Origin of the sequence: Streptacidiphilus sp. BW17, from assembly GCF_041262485.1 — a bacterium.
GTDB lineage: Bacteria > Actinomycetota > Actinomycetes > Streptomycetales > Streptomycetaceae > Streptacidiphilus.
Genome location: NZ_JBGCCR010000007.1, coordinates 23003 through 46800 on the forward strand (window position 1 = coordinate 23003; position 23798 = coordinate 46800).

19 protein-coding genes and 3 tRNA genes are annotated in these 23798 nt (G+C 70.6%); 6 read left to right on the forward strand and 16 right to left on the reverse strand.

The genetic code is table 11. From position 1 onward, the window contains the following. Positions 1 to 35: 35 nt before the first annotated feature. The gene (locus ABH940_RS10760; protein WP_370063542.1) at positions 36 to 530 is read right to left on the reverse strand and encodes a DUF3145 domain-containing protein; all 495 of its coding nucleotides are present in this window, start codon (positions 528 to 530) and stop codon (positions 36 to 38) included. 278 nt (positions 531 to 808) lie between these two features. Further along, entirely contained in the window at positions 809 to 1828 is a 1020-nt protein-coding gene (locus ABH940_RS10765; RefSeq protein WP_370063540.1) for an NADP-dependent oxidoreductase, read from the reverse strand. Between the two features lie 130 nt (positions 1829 to 1958). On the opposite strand from ABH940_RS10765, the gene ABH940_RS10770 reads away from it, so the two are divergent. Both ABH940_RS10770 and ABH940_RS10775 read left to right on the forward strand, forming a co-directional pair. After that, positions 1959 to 2408 (forward strand): MarR family winged helix-turn-helix transcriptional regulator, encoded by a 450-nt coding sequence (locus ABH940_RS10770; protein WP_370063538.1) that lies wholly within the window; start codon positions 1959 to 1961, stop codon positions 2406 to 2408. Positions 2409 to 2556: 148 nt separating this feature from the next. Further along, positions 2557 to 2630 (forward strand) — tRNA-Ile (locus tag ABH940_RS10775). Positions 2631 to 2805: 175 nt separating this feature from the next. Here the strand turns inward: ABH940_RS10775 and ABH940_RS10780 are convergent. From ABH940_RS10780 to ABH940_RS10795, 4 genes are all read right to left on the reverse strand, one after another. Further along, positions 2806 to 3525 (reverse strand): dienelactone hydrolase family protein, encoded by a 720-nt coding sequence (locus ABH940_RS10780; protein WP_370063536.1) that lies wholly within the window; start codon positions 3523 to 3525, stop codon positions 2806 to 2808. Positions 3526 to 3658: 133 nt separating this feature from the next. Continuing rightward, positions 3659 to 4258 carry an HdeD family acid-resistance protein gene (locus tag ABH940_RS10785; protein ID WP_370063534.1) on the reverse strand — a complete coding sequence of 200 codons (600 nt, stop codon included), beginning with the start codon at positions 4256 to 4258 and terminating at the stop codon, positions 3659 to 3661. 76 nt (positions 4259 to 4334) lie between these two features. Then, positions 4335 to 4407, reverse strand: a tRNA-Asn gene (locus tag ABH940_RS10790). Positions 4408 to 4461: 54 nt separating this feature from the next. Then, positions 4462 to 4534, reverse strand: a tRNA-Asn gene (locus ABH940_RS10795). A 263-nt stretch (positions 4535 to 4797) separates the two neighbouring features. On the opposite strand from ABH940_RS10795, the gene ABH940_RS10800 reads away from it, so the two are divergent. Together ABH940_RS10800 and ABH940_RS10805 are read left to right on the forward strand one after the other, a co-directional pair. Continuing rightward, complete coding sequence (locus tag ABH940_RS10800) at positions 4798 to 5091, forward strand: YtxH domain-containing protein (RefSeq protein WP_370063532.1); 294 nt, start codon at positions 4798 to 4800, stop codon at positions 5089 to 5091. A gap of 40 nt (positions 5092 to 5131) precedes the next feature. Beyond that, positions 5132 to 6556, forward strand: a complete 1425-nt coding sequence (locus ABH940_RS10805; RefSeq protein WP_370105128.1) for an FGGY family carbohydrate kinase — start codon at positions 5132 to 5134, stop codon at positions 6554 to 6556. 6 nt (positions 6557 to 6562) lie between these two features. Here ABH940_RS10805 and ABH940_RS10810 read toward each other — a convergent pair whose 3' ends face one another. From ABH940_RS10810 to ABH940_RS10830, 5 genes are all read right to left on the reverse strand, one after another. Next, positions 6563 to 7840 carry an RNA polymerase sigma factor gene (locus tag ABH940_RS10810; protein ID WP_370105129.1) on the reverse strand — a complete coding sequence of 426 codons (1278 nt, stop codon included), beginning with the start codon at positions 7838 to 7840 and terminating at the stop codon, positions 6563 to 6565. Positions 7841 to 7958: 118 nt separating this feature from the next. After that, positions 7959 to 9878, reverse strand: coding sequence for a DNA primase (gene dnaG / locus ABH940_RS10815; protein WP_370063525.1), 1920 nt, complete (start codon positions 9876 to 9878; stop codon positions 7959 to 7961). A 98-nt stretch (positions 9879 to 9976) separates the two neighbouring features. Beyond that, positions 9977 to 11245 carry an NAD(P)/FAD-dependent oxidoreductase gene (locus ABH940_RS10820; RefSeq protein ID WP_370063523.1) on the reverse strand — a complete coding sequence of 423 codons (1269 nt, stop codon included), beginning with the start codon at positions 11243 to 11245 and terminating at the stop codon, positions 9977 to 9979. 217 nt (positions 11246 to 11462) lie between these two features. Beyond that, positions 11463 to 12731 carry a deoxyguanosinetriphosphate triphosphohydrolase gene (locus ABH940_RS10825; protein ID WP_370105130.1) on the reverse strand — a complete coding sequence of 423 codons (1269 nt, stop codon included), beginning with the start codon at positions 12729 to 12731 and terminating at the stop codon, positions 11463 to 11465. A gap of 103 nt (positions 12732 to 12834) precedes the next feature. Then, positions 12835 to 13599: a serine protease gene (locus ABH940_RS10830; RefSeq protein WP_370105131.1), complete on the reverse strand. Its 765-nt coding sequence runs from the start codon at positions 13597 to 13599 to the stop codon at positions 12835 to 12837. A 394-nt stretch (positions 13600 to 13993) separates the two neighbouring features. On the opposite strand from ABH940_RS10830, the gene ABH940_RS10835 reads away from it, so the two are divergent. Then, positions 13994 to 15157, forward strand: coding sequence for an alpha/beta hydrolase (locus ABH940_RS10835; protein ID WP_370063517.1), 1164 nt, complete (start codon positions 13994 to 13996; stop codon positions 15155 to 15157). A 120-nt stretch (positions 15158 to 15277) separates the two neighbouring features. Here the strand turns inward: ABH940_RS10835 and ABH940_RS10840 are convergent, their stop codons facing one another. Continuing rightward, entirely contained in the window at positions 15278 to 16189 is a 912-nt protein-coding gene (locus tag ABH940_RS10840; RefSeq protein WP_370063515.1) for a PAC2 family protein, read from the reverse strand. Positions 16190 to 16644: 455 nt separating this feature from the next. On the opposite strand from ABH940_RS10840, the gene ABH940_RS10845 reads away from it, so the two are divergent. Continuing rightward, positions 16645 to 17331 (forward strand): GNAT family N-acetyltransferase, encoded by a 687-nt coding sequence (locus ABH940_RS10845; RefSeq protein ID WP_370063513.1) that lies wholly within the window; start codon positions 16645 to 16647, stop codon positions 17329 to 17331. 12 nt (positions 17332 to 17343) lie between these two features. On the opposite strand, the gene ABH940_RS10850 is transcribed toward ABH940_RS10845, so the two are convergent. From ABH940_RS10850 to dusB, 4 genes are all read right to left on the reverse strand, one after another. Further along, positions 17344 to 17805 (reverse strand): hypothetical protein, encoded by a 462-nt coding sequence (locus ABH940_RS10850; RefSeq protein ID WP_370063511.1) that lies wholly within the window; start codon positions 17803 to 17805, stop codon positions 17344 to 17346. Between the two features lie 90 nt (positions 17806 to 17895). After that, positions 17896 to 18867: a hypothetical protein gene (locus tag ABH940_RS10855; protein WP_370063509.1), complete on the reverse strand. Its 972-nt coding sequence runs from the start codon at positions 18865 to 18867 to the stop codon at positions 17896 to 17898. Positions 18868 to 19386: 519 nt separating this feature from the next. Further along, positions 19387 to 22104, reverse strand: a complete 2718-nt coding sequence (ppdK, locus tag ABH940_RS10860) for a pyruvate, phosphate dikinase (protein WP_370063507.1) — start codon at positions 22102 to 22104, stop codon at positions 19387 to 19389. Positions 22105 to 22613: 509 nt separating this feature from the next. Next, positions 22614 to 23786: a tRNA dihydrouridine synthase DusB gene (gene dusB, locus ABH940_RS10865; protein WP_370063505.1), complete on the reverse strand. Its 1173-nt coding sequence runs from the start codon at positions 23784 to 23786 to the stop codon at positions 22614 to 22616. Positions 23787 to 23798 lie beyond the last annotated feature (12 nt).

Here is a 23798-nt window from a genome sequence, read left to right on the forward strand (position 1 = left end):
GTCAGCTTCACCACGTCAGCTCCACGCCGTCAGCTTCACACCACCTGGTGCAGCCAGCGCACCGGGGCGCCCTCACCCGCATGACGGAACGGTTCCAGCTCGTCGTCCCAGGGCCTGCCCAGCAGCCGGGAGATCTCCGGCTCCAGCTCGCTCTCCCCCAGCCGGGCCCGCAGCAGCGCGGCGCGGAGCCGGTCCTCGGGGATCATGATGTCGCCGTGCACGCCGATGACGGCATGGAAGATGCCCAGGTCCGGCGTGCTGCTGAACCGTTCACCCTCGGCCCCCGTGATCGGCTCGGCGGTCACCTCGAACCGCAGCAGGTGCCAGCCGCGCAGCGCGGACGCCAGCCGGGAGGCGGTGTCGGGCTCGCCCTGCCAGGAGAACTCGGCACGCCAGGTACCGGGCGCGGCGGGCTGCCTGATCCAGTCCAACCCCACCCGCTGCCCGAGCACACCCGCCACGGCCCACTCGACGTGCGGGCAGAGTGCGCGCGGCGCGGAGTGCAGATAGAGAACTCCACGTGTCGTCACCGGACCTCCAATGTGGTGCGAGGGGCGCCTTCCCCAGCGGTCTCGTGCCACGTCCTGCCGGAATGTCCGGTTGTTCCGCTTGATCCGTTTCTGGCCTGACGAGTACCCAGATATCGGGTGGCTGCAAACACGGGACCAGATAGAGACGGTACCGCCGAAGCATGCCCTGCGGGCCGCAGTCCAGCGGAACCACCCGGACGGCACGCGTATCCCGCCCGAGTGGTCGCACGGAGGGTGACGGATCATCAGATGATCTCGTCACGCTCACTCTGGGAACGTCAGATGCGCACCAACATCTTCCCGGTGTTCTCCCCGCGCAGCAGGCCGAGGAACGCGTCCACCGCGTGGTCGAAGCCCTCGACCACCGTCTCGTCGAAGCGCAGGCGGCCCTCACGGAGCCAGCCACCGACCTCGGCGACGAACTCGGGCTGGAGGTCGGCGTGGTCGCCGACCAGCATGCCGGTGAGGCTCAGCCGCTTGCCGATCGTCTGCACGAGGTTGCGCGGCGCCGCCGGCGGAGTGGTGTCGTTGTACTGCGCGATCGCCCCGCACAGCACGGCCCGGCCGTGGACGTGGAGCGCGCCGATCGCGGCCTCCAGGTGCTCGCCGCCGACGTTGTCGAAGTAGACGTCGATGCCCTCCGGAGCGACCTCCGCCAGCTGCTCGGCAACCGGGCCGTTCTTGTAGTTGAAGGCGGCGTCGAAGCCGAAGTCCTCGACGAGGCGGCGCACCTTCTCGTCCGAGCCCGCGCTGCCGACCACACGCGAGGCGCCACGGAGCCGCGCCACCTGGCCGACGATGCTGCCGACCGCGCCGGCCGCGCCGGAGACGAAGACCGCGTCGCCCTCCTTGAAGTGGCCGACCCGCAGCAGTCCCGCGTAGGCCGTCAGGCCCGGCATGCCCAGCACACCGAGGTAGGACTCGATCGGCGCGGCCTTGGAGTCGACCTTGACCGCGTGCTCGGCCGGGACGTCGGCGTACTCTCGCCAGCCGAGGCCGTGCAGGACGGCGTCGCCGACTTCGAAGCCCTCGGCCGCCGAGGCCACCACCCGGCCGACGGCGCCGCCGTCCATGGCCTTGCCCAGCTGGAACGGCGGGGCGTAGGACTTCACGTCGTTCATCCGGCCGCGCATATAGGGGTCGACGGAGAGGTACTCGTTGCGAACCAGGATCCGGCCGGGTGCGGGGGCGGTGACCGGGGCCTCCACCAGGGCGAAGTCGGCGGGCGTCGGCCAGCCCTTGGGGCGGGCGGCCAGCTGCCACTCGCGGGCGACGGCGGGAAAGGTCTGCTCGGCCATGGATACGCCTTTCACATCGGCGGGGACAGCTGGACCGGCTGGAACAGCTGAAATATTGACCATCTCAAGCAATGCTTGGTCAAAAGGTTAAGGAAGTCAAATATTCAGACCCTTCAGGTAACCTGGAGGCATGCACCCCCACGAGAGCATCCCGGCCGACCCGCTGACCCCCGAGGTCGTCGACCTGATGGCCGCCCTGGTGGGCGTCTTCCACAAGGAGTACGAGGAGGCCGCCTCCGCGCGTTCGCTCACGGGCGCCCAGGCCAAGGTGCTGGCCCTGCTGCGCCGGGGGCCGATGCCGATGCGGCAGATCGCGCAGACGCTCAGCTGCGAGCCGTCCAACATCACCGGCATCGTCGACCGGCTGGAGGCCCGCGGACTGGTCGCGCGGCAGGCAGATCCGGAGGACCGCCGGGTCAAGCGCGTCGCCGTGACCGAGCCCGGCGCCGCCGCCGCGGCCGAGCTCCGCGCCTCGCTCAACTTCGCCCGCGAGCCGCTGGCCGCACTCACGCCCGAGGAGCGACTCCAGCTCCGGGATCTGCTGCAGCGGATGCTGGCCGGGGCACAGCGTCAGGACTGATCCCACTCCTGAAGGATGGAACCCCGCGCGCACGGGCAGCGTCTCACCAGCTATGCTGCGGCGAGCGGCCCAAATACAGGGCCGCTCGTGCTGATGTACGACAGTCACACACGAGGGTGGCATACGGCAGCGGCACGGATGCGGTGATGGGGCTGTAGCTCAGCCGGTTAGAGCAGGGGACTCATAATCCCTTGGTCGTGGGTTCGAGTCCCACCGGCCCCACTTCTTCAGCTTCTCCAGGAGAAGCGCTGTCAGGCGCAAGCGCTGACCTGGCAGTACGTTAGCGAAAAGGCTCCCCGGTGCATGCACCGGGGAGCCTTTTTTCACCCGAACGGGCGCGTACCTGCCATTCGTCCTGTTACTCCGCCGTCCTGTCACTCCGCCGTCCTTCACGCCGTCAGGAGTCGAGCTCCTGACGGAACAGCGACTCGACGAGCCCCAGCGCCTGCTCCGCCGCCTCCGGCGAACTGCCGAGGAAGCTGTGGCCCTCTCCCGGCTGGACGACGAACCGGTGACGGTCCCCAGCCCCGGCCAGCGCCGCAGCGATCTCCTCGCGGTGCGCGGGGGTGACCACGTGGTCGTTCTCGCCGACGATGTAGACCAGACGACCGGCGATCTTCGGCGTCAGCGCGAGCGTCGGCTCGGGCCGGCTCACCGCGATCTCCGTACCGGTCAGCCAGCCGCCGTAGAAGACCACGGTGACCGGGATGTCGTGCCCGGTCGCCGCGAGGTAGGCGAGGTGACCGCCGAGGCTCAGCCCGACCATGCCGACCGGCTCCGCGCCGAGCGCACGGAGGTGGTCCAGCGCCGCTCCGGCGTCCGTCAGCACGCCGTCGCGGGTCAGCTGCGGCAGCAGCTCGAACCCGTGGGCCCGGCCGGCCTCGTCGCGCGGGCACTCCACGCCGGGCTCGATCCGGTGGTAGAAGTCCGGGGCCAGCGCGGTGAACCCACGCGCCGCGAGCTCGTCGCAGACGTCCCGGACATGGGCGTCCACCCCGAACAGCTCCATCGCGACGACGACGCCGGGGTGGTCGCCCTGCCCGTCCGGGCGGGCCAGGTAACCGCCCATCGGCGGACCGTCGGGGACCGGGATGTCGATGCGTTGCTTGGTGACCATGGTTCGACAGTAGGCCGCCGGAGCTGCGGCCCCCAGGGGTTATCCGGGTACTGATCCCACCCGGTACCGGGATGGTGACGCTGCCTCAGCTGCCGCCTCACACAAGCCCCGCCGCCTCACATGCCGTGCTGCCTCACACGCCGTGCGGGATCGACTTGGCCCTGCTGCGCACCTGGAAGCCGGTGACGATCTCCATCACACCCATGACCAGCAGCCAGGCTCCGGCGAAGGCGGTCAGCACCGCGATCGACCCGAACGGCGCGACCAGCACCACCACACCGCCGAGCGTGGTCAGCACGCCCATGAAGATCTGCCAGCCCCGGGCCGGCATGGACGGGTCGGAGGCCGCCGCCATGATGTGGGTGATCCCCCGGAACAGCCAGCCGATGCCGATCCAGAGCGCCAGCAGCAGGATCGACTCCAGCGCGCCGCGGAAACAGAAGAGTCCCAGCAGAATCGATAGCGCGCCGCTGACGAAGGCCATCACCCGCAGTGCCGTCGAGACGTGCGTGCCGAACGCCGCGATCAGCTGGAGCACACCGGCCAGCAGCAGATAGAGCCCGAAGATCACGCCGACGACCCTCAGCGACTCCTTGGGCCAGACCAGTACGACGATGCCCAGCGCCAGCGTCAGCACGCCCAGCACCATCACGGCCTGCCACGCGATGCGGGCCAGCTGCTGCAAAGGCCCGGGGAGGATGTCCCCCGACAGGGGGTCTGAAGATTGGTCCATGCCGACCATGGTCCGAGCAACCGCCGCGCTCCGCGCGGCGAGACGAACCGGCAGAGCGCCGGTCGAAGAGGAGAGGCTCCCCCAATTGGACTCGAACCAATAACCTGCCGATTAACAGTCGGCTGCTCTGCCAATTGAGCTATGGGGGACTGCCATGCAATGCCGCTGAACGCGGCACCACCGCGGAAACCGCTGTGGTTGCGCTCCCCCAATTGGACTCGAACCAATAACCTGCCGATTAACAGTCGGCTGCTCTGCCAATTGAGCTATGGGGGATCGTTCGTCGCGCCCGCGCCGCTCCCGGAGACCGGCCGCTGCGCTTGCTGCGGGTCATACATTAGCGCACGTGGGGGGGTGCTCCGCCAATCCATTGCGGTTCAGGGCCGCTGACCACGGGTAGTCGCCTGTGACGGGGCTCTCGCCGGGCGTCGGCGGCGTGCCGAACGGGCGGCCCCGACCGCCCCCGCCTAGGCTCCATGGGGACCGGCGCAGGCACAGGCCGGAGAGCGCAGCAGTCAGCTGCAAGGAGGGCGGAGGGTATGCGCAAGCTCACTTTCATCGCGGGGTTGGCCGTCGGCTACGTGCTGGGCACCCGCGCGGGGCGGGAGCGTTACGAGCAGATGCGCAAGACGGCGCGGGACCTCTCCCAGACGCAGGCGGTCCAGACCGCCGGGCGCAACGCCAAGCTCGCCGCGAACAACGCGGCGAACAAGGCCGGGCAGGCCGTCGCGGACCGGTTCGGCGACCGGATCCCCACGCTGGTGGCGGACCGGATCCCCTACCTGCACAACCACAACGCCACGCTCGACGACTGGGACACTCGCAGGGCATGAACTACCGCGTGGCGACGACCCGATGAGGCATGATCTCGACATGGCCATCGCCGCGGGAATCGACTGCTCCACCCAGTTCACCAAGATCGTGGTCTGCGACACCGACACGGGTGCGGTGCTGCGGGAGAACCGTGCACCGCACCCCGGCGTCCCCGCCGGTTCCACCCCCACCGAGATCGACCCCCAGGCGTGGCTCCGCTCGCTCGGCGCCGCCGCCGAAGGCGGTCTGCTGGAGGGCATCTCGGCCATCGGCGTCTCCGCTCAGCAGCAGGGCCTGATCGGCCTGGACGCGGGCGGCGTGCTGGTCCGTCCCGCGATGCTGCGCAACGACCCGCGCCCGGCCACCGCCGCCCTCGCCCTGGTCGACGAGCTCGGCGGTCCCGCCGCCTGGGCCCAGGCGGTCGGCGCCGTCCCACCTGCCTCGTCGACCGTCGCCAAGCTCCGCTGGCTCGCGGAGAACGAGTCCGCCGCGGCCAAGCGGATCGCGGAGGTGCTGCTCCCGCACGACTGGCTGGTCTGGCAGCTCCTCGGCCAGTCCGCCCGGCGCACCACCGACCGCGGCGACGCCTCCGGCACGGGCTACTGGTCCACCGTCGAGGAGCGTTGGCGTCCGGACCTGGCCGCGCTGGCGCTCGGCCACGAACTGCACCAGTTCCCGCAGGTCCTCGGCCCCGCAGAGGCCGCCGGGCAGAGCCCCGAGGGCCTGCTGATCTCGGCCGGCACGGGCACGACCATGGCCACCGCGCTCGGCCTCGACCTCGGCCCGGGCGACGTGATGATCTCCCTCGGCAGCAACGGCACGCTCCACGGCGTGCACACCGAGGCCCTGCAGGACCCCGCCGTCGCCACCTACGCCGACGGCACCGGACGCTTCCTCGTCCAGGTGGTCACCCTCAACGCGGCCCGCGTCCTGCGCGCGGCGGCATTGATGCTGGGCACCGACCTCCAGGGCCTCAGCGAGCTGGCGCTGCGCTCCACCCCAGGCTCCTACGGTCTGGTCCTGCTCCCCTTCCTGGAGGGTGAGCGCACCCCGCCGCTGCCGCACGCCGCCGGGACGCTGGCCGGGCTGCGGGTCGACTCGATGAAGCCGGAGCACTTGGCCCGCGCGGCAGTGGAGGGCATGCTGTGCGGCCTCGCCGACGCGCTGGACGTGCTGCGCACGGCCGGGGTCCCGGTCCACCGGGTCTTCCTCACCGGCCTGGCCGGCCGGCTGGCCGCGGTCCAGGCCGCGGCGCCGGGCATCTTCGGCGTCCCCGTCGTCGTCCCGGCCCAGGCCGAGTACGCGGCGATCGGCGCTGCCCGCCAGGCCGCGTGGGCCCTGGCGGGCACCGCGGAACCCCCCACCTGGGAGCGCCCCGCGCCCGCGACCGTCCTGGACCCGTCCGACGAGACCGCGGTGGGCGGGGCGGTGCGGGCGCAGTACGAGGCCGTGCTGAAGCAGACGCACCCCGAACTGAACCGCTGACGTCCCTCAGTCGAGATAGCCCCGCAACTGGTCCGCGAACGCGTGGTCGCGCAGTTTGTTCAGCGTCTTGGACTCGATCTGGCGGATCCGTTCCCGCGTCACGCCGAAGAGTCGACCGATCTCCTCCAGCGTGCGCGGACGGCCGTCCGCCAAGCCGTAGCGGAGTTGGACCACCTTGCGTTCACGCTCCCCGAGCGTGCTGAGCACCGCCTCCAAGTGCTCGCGGAGGAGCATGAACGCCGCTGTCTCCACCGGGGACGCCGCGTCCCCGTCCTCGATGAGGTCCCCCAGGGCGACGTCGTCCTCCTCCCCGACAGGGGCGTGCAGGGAGACCGGTTCCTGGGCCAGGCGCAGGACCTCGATGACGCGTTCCGGCGACAGCTCCAGGACCGCGGCGACGTCCGCCGTGCTCGGTTCGGAGCCCTTCTCCTGGAGGAGTCTCCGCTGGACCCGGACCACACGGTTGATCAGCTCGACCACGTGGACCGGGACGCGGATCGTGCGGGCCTGGTCCGCGAGCGCGCGGCTCATCGCCTGGCGGATCCACCAGGTCGCGTACGTCGAGAACTTGTAGCCGCGGGCGTAGTCGAACTTCTCCACCGCGCGGATCAGGCCCAGGTTGCCCTCCTGGACCAGGTCCAGCATAGTGAGGCCGCGTCCGATGTAGCGTTTGGCCACCGAGACGACCAGGCGCAGGTTGGCCTCGATCAGGCGGCGCTTGGCCATCCGGCCGCGCACGATCAGCTGGTCGAGTTCGTCGGCGACGTGGACGTCGACGGTGTCGTGATGGAGCGTCAGATACTCCTCGGCGAAGAGCCCGGCCTCGACCCTGCGGGCCAGCTCCACCTCGTCGGCCGCGGTCAGCAGCGGGATCCGGCCGATCTCGCGCAGGTACTGGCGGAAGAGGTCCGCCGACGGGCCCCCGGTGTCGTCCAGTGCCGGGGCCGGCTCGTCCTCGACGGCCTGCAACTGCTCGGCCGTGGGCTCGTGAGTGGCCGGGACGGGTGCGGGGGCCGGCCCTATGACAGGGGCGCGGGGAACAGGAACGGTCACCGGGACCGGGTCGGAGGGCGGCGCGGTCGTGGGATGGAGGGCCGTGGCAACGTCCACGTCCTTCCCTTCCGGCGTCGGAGGAGGCCCCGGAGGCGGGGCCGACGCCTGCTCGGGGGCGGCGTTCGGGACACGCGGCATCGGAACGTCGGGCGGCTCGTCGCCCTCCGTCCGGGACGCCGGGGGCACGGCACCACCGTCGTCGGCGGGCCGCGACTGCGAATAGTGGGGCACCAGGACCAGTGTGCTCCCGGCCGGGGCTCCGGGCAGAGACCCGTGCGCAGAGTTTCTGTGGCCAAGCGGTCACCCAGGGTGAAGCGCCGCGGGTTCCGGGCACGCAGCCGACGCGGCGTCAGAGTGCCGCGACCCCACGGGATCGCAGCGCGCCCTCGTACTGCTGGAGTGCCCACAGCTCGCCCTGGACGGCCGCCAGCTGCTCCGGATCGCCGTTGGTGCCGAGGCGTTGCAGCTGGCCGCGGCAGGCGGCGACGCGACGGGCCACCGCCTGGAGCCGCAGCTTGACCAGGAACTCGCCCGCGTAGATCGCGTCCGGCGCACGACGGGTGCGCACCGGCTCGACGGCGAGCTCGGTGATCAGCCCACGCACCGCGTCGTCCGGGGCGACCTCGCGCAGCACGTCGACCCAGACGTCGGGAGCCTGCGCGCCGACGGTGACTCCGCCGCCCACGACGACGGCCTCCCGCACGGCCCTGTAGGGCGGAGTGGCGAACTCGTCGACGCCGAAGTGGTCCAGCACCGGGGCGACCAGCGCGGGGAACTGCAGGGCCAGCTTGAGCAGTTCGCGCTCCACGAACTGCACCGGGTTGCGCGGGTCCAGCCGGAACGCCGGGCGCTGCGGCGCGGCCTGGACGGGCGCGGGCTGGACACCCCGACGCTGCGGGCCGCCCTGCGCGTTGCCACCGGACTCGCGGCGCGACGCCTCCCACCGGGCCAGCTGGCCGACGCGGCGGACCACGAACTGCTCGTCCAGGATGCCCAGCAGACCGGCCAGCCGGACCGCGTACTCGTGCTGGATGGAGCGGTCCTTGATCCGGGCCACGATCGGCGCGGACTGGTCCAGCGCGGCAGCGCGGCCCTCCGCGGCGTCCAGGTTGTGGCTGGCGACGGCCGCCTTGATGGCGAACTCGAAGAGCGGGACCGGTTGTTCGATCAGGTTGCGGACCGCGTCGTCGCCCTCGGCCAGGCGCAGCTCGCACGGGTCCATCCCGCCGGGGCTGACCGCGATCGAGGTGCGGGCGGCGAACTTCTGGTCGTCCTCGAAGGCGCGCAGCGCGGCCTTCTGGCCGGCGGCGTCGCCGTCGAAGGTGAAGACCACCTCGCCCTTCCAGGCGGAGGTGTCCATCAGCAGCCGGCGCAGGATCTTGATGTGGTCCTCGCCGAAGGCGGTGCCACAGGTGGCCACGGCCGAGGGGACCCCGGCCAGGTGACAGGCCATCACATCGGTGTAGCCCTCGACCACCACGGCCCGGCCGGAGCGGGCGATCTCCTTCTTGGCCAGCTCGATGCCGTAGAGGACGTTGGACTTCTTGTAGAGCGGCGTCTCCGGGGTGTTCAGGTACTTCGGGCCGTTGTCGTCCTCGCGCAGGCGGCGCGCGCCGAAGCCGACGACCTCGCCGGTCAGGTCGCGGATCGGCCAGATCAGCCGGGCCCGGAACCGGTCCATCGGGCCGCGGCGGCCCTCCGAGCAGATGCCGGAGAGCAGCAGCTCGCGGTCGGTGTAGCCCTTGCCGCGCAGCAGCCGGGTCAGGTTCTCGAAGCCACCGGGCGCGTAGCCGACGCCGAAGTGGGCGGCGGCCTCGCGCTCGAAGCCGCGCTCCTTGAGGAAGCGGCGGCCGATCTCGGCCTCGGGGCTGTTCAGCTGCTCCTGGAACCAGGCGGAGGCCAGCTTGTTGATCTCCAGCAGCCGGGTCCGCTCACCCTGCTGACGCCCGGGGACGTAGGAGCCGCCCTCGTACCGCAACGTGATGCCGACCTGGGGCGCGAGCCGCTCCACCGTCTCCACGAAGGAGAGGTGTTCGATCTTCATCACGAACCCGATGGTGTCGCCGCTCTCCTGGCAGCCGAAGCAGTTGAAGACGCCCTTGGCCGGGTTGACGTAGAAGGACGCGGACTTCTCGTCGTGGAACGGGCAGAGGCCCTTGAGCTGACCGCCACCGCCGCCGGCGAGCTGGACGTACTCGCCGACGACGGCGTCGATCCGCAGGGCGGTCTTGACCGCCTGCACGTCCTCGTCCTTGATGCGTCCGGCCACGCCTGAAGTCTACGGGGGTGCGACGACACCCGAGGGTCACGCCGCTGCGGCGGCTGCTCCCCTGCCGACCGCTCCCGTGCCGACTGCTCCCCTGCCGACTACTCCCCCGCCAGCTCGGCGAGCGGGACCGCCGGGTCGGCCAGCCGTTCCGGGTCGACCGGGCGCTGCGAGCGGACCAGGTTCTGGATCGGCTCGGTCACGTCCCAGACGTTGACGTTCATCCCCGCCAGCACCCGGCCGTCCGCGCTTTGCCAGAACGCGATGAACTCGCGCTTGCCCGCGTCGCCGCGGACCACCACCCGCTCGTAGTCGCCGGGCGCGACGAAACCGGAGTACTCCATGCCGAGGTCGTACTGGTCCGAGAAGAAGTAGGGGACGCGGTCGTAGACGACCTCCTGTCCGAGCATGGACCGGGCGGCTGCCGGGCCGCCGTTCAGCGCGTTGGCCCAGTGCTCGACGCGCAGCCTGCGACGGAAGAGCGGATGCCAGGCCCCGGCCACGTCCCCGGCCGCGAAGATCCGCTCGTCGGAGCTGCGCAGGGACGCGTCGACCGCGATCCCGCCGCCCTCCTCGCGGCTCGCCAGGGCCAGCCCGGCCTGCTCGGCCAGCGCGGTCTGGGGAGCCGCGCCGACGGCGACGAGCACGGCGTGCGCGGGGTACTCCTGACCGTCACTGGTGTGGGCGGCCAGCACCATGCCGTCCCGGCCCTCGATGCCGGTGACCGTGGCGCCGAAGTGGAACTTCACGCCCCGCCCCTCGTGCAACTCGGCGAAGAACTCGCCCAACTCCGGACCGAGGACGGCGTGGAGCGGTGTCGGCAGCGGCTCGATCACGGTGACCTCGACGCCGTAGCCGCGGGCCGCCGCTGCCACCTCGAGACCGATCCAGCCCGCGCCGACGATCACCAGGGTGCCGTTCTCCCGCCCCAACGTCGTAAGCGTCGACCGCAGCCGGTCCGAGTCGGCGAGGCGACGCAGGAAGTGGACGCCGCCCAGGTCGATGCCGGGGATGTCCAGCACTCGCGGCGCGGCACCGGTGGTCAGCAGCAGCCGGTCGTAGCGGATCACCCCGTCGCCGCTCAGCTGCACCTCGCGCGCCTGGCGGTCCAGCCCCACGACGGCGGAGCCGAGGTGCAGCTCGACCTCGTGCGCGGCGTACCAGGCGGAGTCGTGCACGAAGAGCTCGGACCGCTCCGAGGCCCCGGTCAGGTAGCTCTTGGACAGGTTGGGGCGCTCGTACGGCTGCTCACGCTCCTCGCCGAGCAGTATCACCCGCCCGGAGAAGCCCTCCGTCCGCAGCGTCTCCGCGGCCTTGGCCCCGGCCAGTCCTCCGCCGACGATGACGTGCGTCTCGTGCGCGTCCGCCATGTTCCGTTCTCCCGCCTGTCGGATCACTCACTCGCTCTGCGGCTGTGTGCTCTGAAGCTGTGTGCTCTGTGCCGGGCGCTCTGTGCCGTGCCCGGCGCCACTGGTCCGTGTGCGCAGTTCCCGTGTTCGGCATCGAGAGTCCCGCATGAGCACCCGGAGGTGAAGAGGGCGTCACCCGTCCGTCGTGCGGGAGTCAATTCGGATCCTCCTGCCGAGGCTACTGACGCCCGGTCAGCAGCCGGTGCCGGACCAGCGCGGACGCGTCCGTCAGCGTGGCGATCTGGTCGATGACCGCCCGCAGCCGGCCGGCGTCGTCCTCGGCCTCCTCGTACAGCGTGCGGAAGACCGGGTCCAGCCCCTGCGGCGCGATCGCGACCAGTGCCTCGGCCAGCTCGCCGATCACCACCCGCTGCCGCTGGCGCAACAGCTCCTGGTCGTCGCGCTGCATGACGTAGCGGTCGGCGACCGCCTTGAGCACCGCGCACTCCAGCCGGACCGAGCGCGGCACGATCAGGTCGGCCTGATAGCGCGTCAGCGGGCCCGGGCCGTAGGAGGCGCGGGTGGCCGTCTCGGCGGCGGTACAGAACCGGCCGATCAGCTGGCTGGTGGCGTCCTTGATCCGGGCGCGGTCCCGCGCGGAGCCGTCGTAGCTGTGCGGCCACCACTCCTCGCCGCGCAGCCGGTCCAGCGCCTCGGCGAACTCCTCAGGCTCGGCGTTGGGCGCGTAGCGGGCCGCGACCTTGTACAGCTCGGCGCGCTCGGCGGTCGACACCAGCGCGGCCGGGTGGACATGGCCTGCGTGCAGGCCGTCCTCGACGTCGTGGACGGAGTAGGCCACGTCGTCGGCCCAGTCCATCACCTGCGCCTCGAAGCAGCGGTGGTCCGCCGGGGCGCCCTGGCGCAGCCAGCGGAAGACCGGCAGGTCGTCCGGGTACACGCCGTACTTGTGCGGCAGTTCGGCATGCTCGCCGCGCGCCCACGGGTACTTGGTGGCCGCGTCCAGCGCGGCCCGGGTCAGGTTGAGGCCGACGCTGGTGGTCCGGCCGTGGTCGTCCGGGTGCGGGACGAAGCGCTTGGGCTCCAGGCGGGTCAGGATGCGCAGGCTCTGCGCGTTGCCCTCGAAGCCGCCGCAGGCCTGCGCCGCCTTGTCCAGCGCCTCCTCGCCGTTGTGACCGAACGGCGGGTGGCCGATGTCGTGGGAGAGACAGGCCGTCTCCACCAGGTCGGGGTCACAGCCCAGCGCCGCGCCCAACTCCCGCCCGACCTGGGCACACTCCAGCGAGTGGGTCAGCCTGGTCCGCGGGAAGTCGCTCTCCAGGGGCGCGACCACCTGCGTCGTCCCGGCCAGCCGCCGCAGCGCGGCGGAGTGCAGCACCCGTGCGCGGTCACGCTGGAAGGCCGTCCGGCCGGGACGCTTGTCCGGCTCCTCGACCCAACGCGCCTGCGCGGCGGGGCTGTAGCTGGTGACCTGCGCGGTTTCGTCCATCCCCGTCACGGTAACCCGACGGACCGACAGCTCGCGTCAGGCTCGCAGCAGGCGCTTCCCGCGCGGCTGCTCGGTCACCAGGCCGTCCCCCACTGCAAAAGGCTCAGGAGCGCGACGGCGAAGGCGTCACCGCTCCGGCTGCGGACGCCGCCTGGTACAGCGCCTTGGCCGGGGCGCCGAAGTACGCCGCGTACGACACGTCGTCCGTGTCGCCGCCCTCCTGGTAGCCGCCGATCACGCCGAGGACCGTGCCCAGGCCGGAGACCGGGTCGATGTCCCGGAGCAGCGGGCCACCGCTCGTCCCGTCGGTGAAGCCGGTGCAGTCGAACTCCGCCTGGGTGGGGCTGAAGATCTTGGTCGTGTTGAGGCAGGAGACCGGCTTGTCCGTCTCCGCCGGGTAGCCGACCACCCCGACCGTCGCCGGCATCGGCTGGTTGAAGGCGATCTTCTCGGCGCCGACCTCGTCCTCGACCCGGGCGCTCGGGTCACCGTTCTTGTGGACGACGGCGAAGGCGACGTCCGTGTCCGGGTCGCTGTTGGCCGCCCAGTGCGGGTCGATCAGCAGCGCCGAGGAGTACCACACGCCGAACGGCTGCTGGCCGTCGTGGTAGCCGGGGACGAAGGCGATCGGGCCGGGGGTGGGCGAGCCGTTGGCCGGGTCGCTCAGGCAGTGCGCGGCGAGGACGATGACGTCGCCGCCGGGAGAGTCGACCACGCTCGCCGTGCAGAAGTGGTGGGACAGCGACGTGTCACTGGCGGAGAAGACCGCGCCGACCGCGGGCAGTCCCCCGAACTCGCTCGCATGGCCGTTCGGCGTCGCCAGGGGCCCCGCGAGACTTGTCGGTACGGACGCCTTCGGATGGGGCATGCTGTATGCGTCCAGCGGTCCCGAGGCCCGGCGCTCGGTGGCTGCCTCACCGGCGGCACCCGTGCTCGCGTGGACCAGAACCACGAGGAAGCACGCCACGAAAGCCAGCGCCCCAACGGAGCGTGACGTTCGTCGCAACAGTCCTCGGTCCACCGTCGGATCATAGACATCGGCTCGGGGGGGCTGTCGAGAGGCGCGGCGTGGCTACTGTCTGCTTTTTCGACAGTTCTGTCACGAACGTACAGGTAAGAGGTCTGCCCTCACCTGCCTTGGCTAGCGTGCAAATAAGATGGCACCCCACTCCGGCGTCCACCGCCGCAGGGTGTTCACAGAGAGACAGAGGCCATCGGGCCTGCCCCCGACCTCGAATCGCGAGAGACGAAGAGACCCAGACGTGAGCCTGACCGGAACAGCGTTCTTCTACACCCTGATCATTGCGACACTCGTCGCGATGGCGGGCACTCTGGTGCTCTGGGGTCGGGTGCGAGGCCCCCAGTGGCTGCGCTGGGTCAGCCGGGTCGCGATGATCGCGGCCTGCCAGCTGACCGCCATCTCGGTGGTCGCCGTCTGGATCAACAACTCGAACGGCCTCTACACCTCGTGGGCGGACCTCTTCGGCGAGCAGCAGCCGATCAGCGTCCCGGTCGCCTCCGCCGACAACGGCATGAACATCCAGTTCGCGGCGGACCGGGCGGGCTTCCAGCGGGCCCACTTCTTCGGCAAGGCGTCCGGGCTGACCGGCGAGGCGCTGGTGTGGGTGCCGCCGCAGTACAACGAGCCGCAGTACGCGCGCTACGACTTCCCGGTGATCACGCTGCTCTCCGGCTACCCGGGCAGCCCGTGGTCCTGGATCGGCGGCGGCGGCGTGCCGAACAGTATCTCGGGGATGATGGCCAACGGCACCCTGCAGCCCTCCATCCTGGTGATCCCGGAGATCTCCCCGTCCGGGGTCAACACGGACTGCACGGACGTGGGCGTGAACAAGAACGCCACGTGGCTGGCCAAGGACGTGCCCAGCATGATCAAGAACCAGTTCCGGGTGATGAACAACCCGCACGCCTGGGGCCTGGTGGGCTACTCCACCGGCGGCTACTGCGCACCGAAGCTCGTGCTCCAGTACCCGACCGTCTTCGGCAGCGCGGTCGGCATGAGCCCCGACGACTTCCACGGCGACCCGACCATCGTCCGCGACAAGAAGATCCTGGCCGCGCAGAACCCGCTGGCGATCGCCAAGAAGGCGACCAACTCGGACGTGTCCATACTCATCGCCACCACCAAGAGTGACCGTTTCAGCACCCCGGCCAACGCCCAGCTGCTGTACCACACGGTCAAGTGGCCGGTGCAGATGCCGCAGCCGATCGTCCTCAACGACGGCGGCCACAACTGGAACACCTGGAAGAGCCTCTACCCGGTGGTCTTCCCGTGGCTGAGCCAGCAGTTGATGGCTCCTCAGCCTGCGGCGACGCCGAGCCCCTCGCCCTCCCCGGTGATCAAGGCCGACGCGGTCGCCAAACTCGACAGCACCTACGCCCTGCTGACGGGCCGTAGCCAGGGCTGAGACGAACCGTCAGGACAGCGCAGAAGGGGTGGGGCCCAGCGGGCCCCACCCCTTCTCGTATCGGTAATGACCACGGTGTGAATGCGGGCTCAGAGCCGTCACGACGCGGTCACGACAAGGTCACTCCCCCTCGCCCTGCTCGGCGAGGAACTCCTCGAAGGCGCGGCCGAGTTCGTCGGCGGAGGGCAGGTCCACCGGCTCGGCGAGCAGGCTCTCCCGGTCGGCGGCGCCCGCCACCGCGTCGTACTGCTGCTCCAAGCCCTGGATGGCGGTACGCAGCTCCGCGTCGCCCTCGGCGATCTGACGGTCGACGTCCTCGCGGACCTCGTCGATCCGGCCGCGCAGGCCCGTGCCGGGCAGCATCAGCCCGGTGGCCCCCTGGAGGGCCTCCAGGACGCTCACAGCGGCGTCCGGGTAGGGCGTGCGGGCGAGGTAGTGCGGCACGTGGGCGGCGAAGCCGATCACGTCGTGCCCGGCCTCGGCCAGCCGGAACTCCAGCATCCCGCCGACGCTCCCGGGCACCTGCACCTTCTCGAACCAGCGCGGGTGGACGCCCAGCAGCTCCTTGCGGTTGCCGTGCGGGGTCAGGCCCACGGGACGGGTGTGCGGGACGCCCATCGGGACGCCGTGGAAGGTCACCGAGAGGCGCACGCCGAGCCGCTCCACCACCTGGAGCACGGCCGCGGCGAACCGCTCCCACTCGACGTCCGGCTCCGGCCCGGTCAGCACCAGGAACGGCACGCCGACGGCGTCGTGGACCAGATGCAGGTCGAGCGCCGGGGCCGCGTAGGAGGCCCAGTGGTCCTGGTCGAAGACCATGGCCGGGCGGCGGGCCCGGTAGTCCACCAGCCGGTCCGCGTCGAAGCGGGCGATCAGCTTCTTCTCCGGGTCGGCGAGCAGCTCCTCGACGATCTGCTCACCCGTCTCACCGGCGTCCATGAAGCCCTCGAAGAAGTGGAGCAGGATCGAGGCGTCCGCGGCCAGCTCCTCGGCTTCGGGCTCGAATGCGTACAGCCCCTGCGGTTCCAGCACCTGCGTACCACTCCTTCGCTCGCCTGCGTGCACGCCGATCGCGGGGTGCCCGGAAAAAGGCTTCCCCTACCCTGGTGCAAGCATTGCGGAACCCTGGTTCATTCCCCAATTCGGTGCGCGGAGCGGAAACGTGCGCCCCCGATGACACGCCGTGCATGCCGGAATCGCGCGGCTGGGATGACTTAGTCCCCCGGTGCAGGTATGGTCCTCTCGCTGCACTCCACTCCCGTCACTGCGTACGCTGCGTGGAGCGCCCGCACCACCCCTTGCTTCGCACCTTGCCTTCATCTGGCCGCCCGCTGTCCTTCGCGCTCTCGTCTCCGCCTCGGCCATCTTCCGGACACAAACTGTCCCCCCGCTCCCCGCGTGCCTCACGGCGAACGCGATCCGTCGCCGTACCCGCGCACGCCGGGGTGCTCTCTCCCGTCCCCACCCGCCGAAGGACCGAAGGCCAAGTGCCCGTTCCCGTCTTCCTCTGCGGCACCACCGCGTGGCTGGAGCCGCTCGCCGAGCACCACATCGAGCCCCTGGCCGCGGCTGCGGCCGAGGACCGCAGCAGTTATGCCTTCACGCCGGTTCCGCACGGCGTCGAAGCGACGGCACGTTACGTCCACGACGCGCTCGCCGCCCAGGCGGCGGGGCGCGCGCTGCCCTTCGCCACGGTCAGAGCCTCGGACGGCCTGGTGGTCGGGTCGACCCGGTTCACCGAGCTGGACTACTGGCAGGGCCCGGTGATCTGGCCTCCCGGCCCACGTGGCCCCGTCGGCGACCCGCTCGCCGCCACCCCCGACGCCACCGAGATCGGCGCCACCTGGCTCTCCTCCCGCGCCCAGGGCACCGGAATCAACACCGAGGCCAAGCTTCTGATGCTGCGTCACGCCTTCGAGACGTGGGGCGTGCGCAGGGTGTCCCTCCGGGCGGATGCGCGGAACATGCGGTCACGCGTGGCGATCGAGCGCCTGGGCGCAGTGCTGGAGGGCGTCCACCGCAACCACACCCGCGGCTTGGACGGCATGGTCCGCGGCACGGCGTTCTACTCCATCCTCGACGAGGAGTGGCCGGCGGCGCGGGCCGCGCTGGAGCTCAGGGCCCTGAGCCGCCCCACCGCCCTGGCCCCTGACCGACCGCTGATCTCGGCGTAGGGGGACGTTGCCCTAACCCTTGACCACAATCGTCACCTTCCAGCTACCTCCGGACTTGGTCGTGCTGGTCAGCACGGCGGTACCGTCCGCCGTGCCGACGAACATCGCCGGGGTGACGCCGAGCGGCGCGGTCATCACGCCGGTGTTGGCCGGGGCGAGGATCTGCGCTCCGGAGGCCTGGACCTGGCCCCACTGGCTGCCCTTGACCGCCGTCAGGAAGACGTCCACCCTGCCTCCCTTCGCCAGGCAGTAGGCGCCGTTCTGTTGCTCCGTCAGCTGCCCTGCGGAGTGCGGCAGCACACCCGCCGGCAGCTGCGTGCACGCCGGCGCGGGCGCCGCTGCCGCCGCAGACGACGCAGCCGCCGAGGCCGGTGCTGACGAGGCCGGGGCGGAAGCAGACGACGATCCGCTCGTGCACGCCGTGGCGACGAACGGCAGCAGCAGGACAGGCAGTATTCGCAGGACTCGGTTCACCACTCGCTCCTCCGGGAAGGCCCGAGGCCGGGCCCGCCCCCTGGGGGACGGACTCGGCCTCGGTAGGACTCAGAACTCAGTGCTCAGAACTCAGTGCTGGTTGCTCGCGCCAGCGTAGTAGGTGACGCAGTTGCCCGCGCCCCCTCCGTAGTTGTTGCTCCACAGCGACTGGACCGCGAAGTTGGCGCCGTTCAGGCTGATGATCGCGGACGCGCCCTGGCCGCTGGAGATCCAGGCGCACTTGTCACCGGTCTCGGAGCCGGACGGGTCCACCCAGCCGCTGCTCGGCGCCGGGTCGGTCAGCGTCTCCGCGTACTCGTGGCCACCGACGATGGTGATGCCCTCGTCGGTCGAGTTCACGCCGGAGGAGCCGGTGGCGACGAAGCCCGAACCGCAGGACGAGCCCGCGTCGGTGATGTACGGCATGTTGGTGTAGGGCAGGTCCGCACCGGACGCCGTGGTGGTGTGGTCGTGCCAGGCGCAGTACTGGGTCTTGAAGCCGGACGGCACCACGCCGTGGGCGGCGTCGACGATGATCTGCACGTTGTCGCCGGAGACGCCGAAGTGCGACGCGGCCTTGACCGCCTCGGCGGCGATCTGGGCGTCGCTGGGCTTGGTCGGCGCCTTGGTGGAGCTGTCCAGCCAGGTGCCGCCGACCGGGTTGGCGGCCGGGTGGCCGACCGGGGTGCCCGCGCCGTTGCACTGGGTGGTGCCGGTGGCGACGCCCTCGCAGTACTGGGTCTGCGAGGTGAAGAAGGTGTCACCGCTGCCGTAGGCGTGCTGGAAGAAGTTCAGCTGGAGGGCGGCCTCGCCGGACGGGTCGTTGGTGACCGTGGAGCCGGTCCCCCACTGGTTGCCCCAGTAGACGACGTAGACGGTGGGGGAGGTGACGACGTTTCCGCCGCCGTACGCCAGGTTGCCGGTGGTGCTCACCGCAGCGGACGCCTTGTGGGCGTTCATGTGGTGCGGAGCGAGCTCGCTGGCGTTGGCGGGGCTCGCGGCGAGGAAGCCCGCAGCGGCGATCGCGGTGGCGCAGCCTGCGACGAGTGCAGAACGGAGCACGGGTGTTGCCCTTCTCGACGGGGGAATTACGGGAGGGCTGTGCAGCGCCGCTGGCCGAGCGGCAGTGGTGTCACCACGATTGGGGGTTGCTCTTGCGATGCGAGAACTTAGCTGGCCGATCATTGTCCGTTCAAGAGCCGGACAGCCCCCTCTGAGCGAACTCAGAGATTCCGGAAACAAAACCGCCACGTTGCGGCTCCCACCAGCGAAAACAAACCCGCGAACCAGCCAGATTCCAGGCGGAACTGACGCGAAATCAGGGTCTACACGCGTCCCGCTGCGGCCCGGAGGAAAACAGAAAAGCCGGGGCGGCGGAACGGACGCCGTTGTCCGTTCCGCCGCCCCGGCGGGCCCCCTGCGGCTACTCTGCGCCGAGCTCCGCAGGGGACGTGCGGTGCGGGCAGCGAGCCCCCTCCGGTCCCTCGGCTCTACCCATCCTTGGTCGGGGACAGGGACGTGGTGAGGAGGGGGTTTGCCCCCGCGCTGGCACCCGGCAGGTTGCGCACCGGGTGAGGGTTGTCAGCGCGAGTCGCTGCCCGCCGTCTCGATGGCGGCGCGGCCTGCCTCCAGGCGCGCCACCGGGATCCGGAAGGGCGAGCAGGACACGTAGTCCAGCCCGACCTCGTGGAAGAAGTGGACCGAGTCCGGGTCGCCGCCGTGCTCGCCGCAGACGCCGAGCTTGAGGTCCGGACGGGTCTTGCGGCCCTCGATCGCGGCGTTCCGGACGAGGGCGCCGACACCGTCGCGGTCGATGGTCTCGAACGGGGAGACCCCGAAGATGCCCTTCTCCAGGTAGGCCGTGAAGAAGCTGGCCTCGACGTCGTCGCGGCTGAAGCCCCAGACCGTCTGGGTCAGGTCGTTGGTACCGAAGGAGAAGAACTCGGCGGCCTCGGCGATCTGACCGGCGGTCACCGCGGCACGCGGCAGCTCGATCATGGTGCCGAGCGCGATCTTCAGATCGGTCCCGGTCGCGGCCTGGACCTCGGCGAGGACCTTCTCCGCCTCGTCACGCACTATCTCCAGCTCCTGGACGGTGCCCACGAGCGGGATCATGATCTCGGCACGCGGGTCGGCGCCGGCCAGCTTGCGCTCGGCCGCGGCCTCCGCGATCGCCCGGACCTGCATCGCGAACAGGCCGGGGATGACCAGGCCGAGGCGGACGCCGCGCAGACCCAGCATCGGGTTCTGCTCGTGCAGCCGGTGCACGGCCTGGAGCAGGCGCAGGTCGTTCTCGTTCGGGTCCTTGCGGGCCTCGGCGAGGGCGACGCGCACCGACAGCTCGGTGATGTCCGGCAGGAACTCGTGCAGCGGCGGGTCCAGCAGGCGGACCGTCACCGGCAGGCCGTCCATGGCCGTGAAGAGCTCGACGAAGTCGGTCTTCTGCAGCGGCAGCAGGACGGAGAGCGCGGCCTCGCGGTCGGCGTCGTTGTCGGCCAGGATCAGCCGCTCGACCTCCTTGCGGCGCTCCTCGCCGAGGAACATGTGCTCGGTGCGGCACAGGCCGATGCCCTGGGCGCCGTAGCGGCGGGCGCGGTTCGCGTCCTCGGCGTTGTCGGCATTGGCGCGGACCCGCAGGCGGCGGACCGAGTCGGCGTGGGAGATGATCCGGTGGACCGCCTTGACCAGGCCACCCTCCTCGTCGGCGCCGGCGTGCAGGGTGCCCTCGAAGTACTCAACGACGGGGCTCGGTACGACCGGTACCTCGCCGAGGTACACCTTGCCGGTGGAGCCGTCGATCGAGATCAGGTCGCCCTCCTCGATCACCTGACCGTCGGCGGTGGTGAACCGGCGCTTCTTGGTGTCGACCTCGAGCTCCTCGGCGCCGCAGACACAGGTCTTGCCCATGCCGCGGGCGACGACGGCGGCGTGCGAGGTCTTGCCGCCGCGCGAGGTCAGGATGCCCTGGGCGGCGATCATGCCGTCGAGGTCGTCCGGGTTGGTCTCGCGACGGACCAGGATGACCTTCTCGCCGGAGCGGGACCACTTGACGGCGGTGTAGGAGTCGAAGACGGCCTTGCCGACCGCCGCGCCCGGGGAGGCGGCGATGCCCCGGCCGATCTTCTCGACCTTGGTGTCCTCGTCGAAGCGGGGGAACATCAGCTGCGCGAGCTGCGAGCCGTTGACGCGGTGCAGCGCCTCGTCCAGGTCGATCAGGCCCTGGTCGACCAGCTGGACGGCGATGCGGAAGGCCGCGGCCGCGGTGCGCTTGCCGACGCGGGTCTGCAGCATCCACAGCTTGCCGCGCTCGATGGTGAACTCGATGTCGCAGAGGTCCCGGTAGTGGTTCTCCAGGGTCTGCATGATGCTCATGAGCTCGTCGTAGGACTTCTTGTCCAGCTGCTCGAGCTCGGACAGCTGCACCGTGTTGCGGATACCGGCGACGACGTCCTCGCCCTGGGCGTTGGACAGGTAGTCGCCGTAGACGCCCTGGTGGCCGGAGGCGGGGTCGCGGGTGAAGGCCACGCCGGTGCCGGAGTCCTCGCCGAGGTTGCCGAAGACCATGGAGCAGACGTTGACCGCGGTGGCCAGGTCGTGCGGGATGCGCTCCTGACGGCGGTAGAGCTTCGCCCGGTCGCTGTTCCAGGAGTCGAAGACGGCGTGGATCGCCAGGTCGAGCTGCTCACGCGGGTCCTGCGGGAAGTCACGCCCTGCGTGGTCCTTGACGATCTTCTTGAACGTCTTGACCAGGCCCTTGAGGTCCGCGGCGTCCAGGTCCAGGTCGTTGACCGTGCCCTTGGCCCGCTTGACGTCCTCCAGCGCCTCCTCGAAGAGCTCACCCTCGACGCCCAGCACGGTCTTGCCGAACATCTGGACTAGGCGCCGGTACGAGTCCCAGGCGAAGCGCTCGTTGCCGGACTGCTTGACGAGGCCCTTCACCGAGGCGTCGGAGAGGCCGATGTTGAGGACGGTGTCCATCATGCCGGGCATGGAGAACTTCGCGCCCGAACGCACCGACACCAGCAGCGGGTCGGTCGCGTTGCCGAGCTTCTTGCCCATGGTGGCCTCGAGCGCGTCGAGGTGTGCACTCACCTCGTCACGCAGCGGGGCCGGCTCGGAGCCGGTCTCCAGATAGACCTTGCAGGCCTCGGTGGTGATGGTGAATCCCGGAGGGACGGGAAGGCCGAGGTTGGTCATCTCGGCGAGGTTCGCGCCCTTACCGCCGAGAAGGTCCTTGAGGTCCTTGTTGCCCTCGGTGAAATCAAAGACGAATTTGGTGAGCGTGTCCTTGGTGGCCACGAGAGGGTCTCCTGCCGCACGGTTGCCCTGACGCCGGAGAACATACCCAGATCAAAGGCGGTTGGCTGCCCCCACTAGGCCGTCAGGGTCTCGTACCAACGGGTAACCCACGAGATCGAAACCCCGGAATCGGGCTTCGCCTGCGAAAGTTAAATCGTCGCCCTGACGCTAGCTCGTCTTCAAAGGTTGAAGGCAGGGTCGCACCTTCGTCATCTTTGGGCCATCAGACGGACACCCTGCGCTACGGCGACGTTTCCTTGGTTCAATCCTCTGGAGACAACAGCCCGACCACTGGCCACGGCTCGTTCGGGAAGCGTTTCACGACCCTTGCCACCTGCAGTTTTACGTCCTTCTGACGCAAAGTGACGAGGAATGTGGCCGGAGTCACGCGCCGCGACGGCTGCCGTCTCACCCCTCGTGCGTAGCCGGTCTCACCATCCGTCGCGGCATGTCCACGCTCAGTGGCCGACCCGTGACGCAATAACTGACCCGTCACCCGGCCGCCGGGCTCAGCCGCCGGAGGTGTCGAGCTCGGCCTCCGCGGACGGCACCGCGCAGTCGTACGGGTCGTCCAGCCACCCCGCCGGCAGCACCACCCGGGTCGCGCCCGAGCTGCGGCCACGCGGGCCGTCGGCGCTGTCCGGCCACGGCTGGTCGTGGTCGATCCGGCTCAGGTGCTCCTCCAGCTCGCTCAGCGAGGAGGTGGTGGCCAGCGCGTTGCGCAGCTCGGAGCCGACCGAGAAGCCCTTGGTGTACCAGGCGACGTGCTTGCGGAAGTCGACGACACCGCGCTTCTCGTCGCCCAGCCACTCCCCCAGCAGCTCGGCATGGCGGATCATCGTCCGCGCCACATAGCCGAAGTCCGGCCGGGCGTAGTCGACTTCGCCCTCGAAGACGCTGACCAGCTCCTTGAAGAGCCACGGCCGCCCCAGGCAGCCGCGGCCCACCACCACGCCGTCGCAGCCGGTCTCGCGGACCATCCGGACCGCGTCGTCCGCCGACCAGATGTCGCCGTTGCCCAGCACCGGGACGTGGTCCGGCACGGTCTCGCGCAGTCGGGCGATGGCGGACCAGTCGGCCTGGCCGCTGTAGTGCTGGATGGCGGTGCGCCCGTGCAGGGCGATCGCGGCCACGCCCTCCTCCGCGCCGATCCGGCCGGCGTCGAGGTAGGTGATGTGGTCGTCGTCGATCCCGACCCGCATCTTCATGGTGACCGGCAGGTCGCCCGCGTTGCCCACGGCTTGGCGCAGGATGTCGCGCAGCAGGTTCCGCTTGTACGGCAACGCCGAGCCGCCGCCCTTGCGGGTCACCTTGGGGACCGGGCAGCCGAAGTTGAGGTCGATGTGGTCGGCCAGGTCCTCCTCGGCGATCATCTTCGCCGCGCGGCCGACGGTCTCCGGGTCGACGCCGTAGAGCTGGATCGACCGCGGCTGCTCGCTCGGGTCGAAGTGGATCAGCTGCATGGTCTTGGCGTTCCGCTCGACCAGCGCCCGGGTGGTGATCATCTCCGAGACGAAGAGGCCCTTGCCTCCGCTCTGCTCCCGGCACAGCGTGCGGAACGGGGCGTTGGTGATCCCCGCCATCGGCGCGAGCACGACCGGGGGCCACACCTCCAGCGCGCCGAGGCGCAGCGGAGCGGCGGTGGCGGGAGCCACCGGCGTGGCGGTGTCCGTGCTGGTCATCCGGGCGGTCCT

Coding starts and splice junctions, on each gene's coding strand:
- ABH940_RS10765 (WP_370063540.1), bottom strand. CDS start 1,828: ATGGCCGAGCAGACCTTTCCCGCCGTCGCCCGCGAGTGGCAGCTGGCC.
- ABH940_RS10770 (WP_370063538.1), top strand. CDS start 1,959: ATGCACCCCCACGAGAGCATCCCGGCCGACCCGCTGACCCCCGAGGTC.
- ABH940_RS10780 (WP_370063536.1), bottom strand. CDS start 3,525: ATGGTCACCAAGCAACGCATCGACATCCCGGTCCCCGACGGTCCGCCG.
- ABH940_RS10785 (WP_370063534.1), bottom strand. CDS start 4,258: ATGGACCAATCTTCAGACCCCCTGTCGGGGGACATCCTCCCCGGGCCT.
- ABH940_RS10800 (WP_370063532.1), top strand. CDS start 4,798: ATGCGCAAGCTCACTTTCATCGCGGGGTTGGCCGTCGGCTACGTGCTG.
- ABH940_RS10805 (WP_370105128.1), top strand. CDS start 5,132: ATGGCCATCGCCGCGGGAATCGACTGCTCCACCCAGTTCACCAAGATC.
- ABH940_RS10820 (WP_370063523.1), bottom strand. CDS start 11,245: ATGGCGGACGCGCACGAGACGCACGTCATCGTCGGCGGAGGACTGGCC.
- ABH940_RS10825 (WP_370105130.1), bottom strand. CDS start 12,731: ATGGACGAAACCGCGCAGGTCACCAGCTACAGCCCCGCCGCGCAGGCG.
- ABH940_RS10830 (WP_370105131.1), bottom strand. CDS start 13,599: ATGCCCCATCCGAAGGCGTCCGTACCGACAAGTCTCGCGGGGCCCCTG.
- dusB (WP_370063505.1), bottom strand. CDS start 23,786: ATGACCAGCACGGACACCGCCACGCCGGTGGCTCCCGCCACCGCCGCT.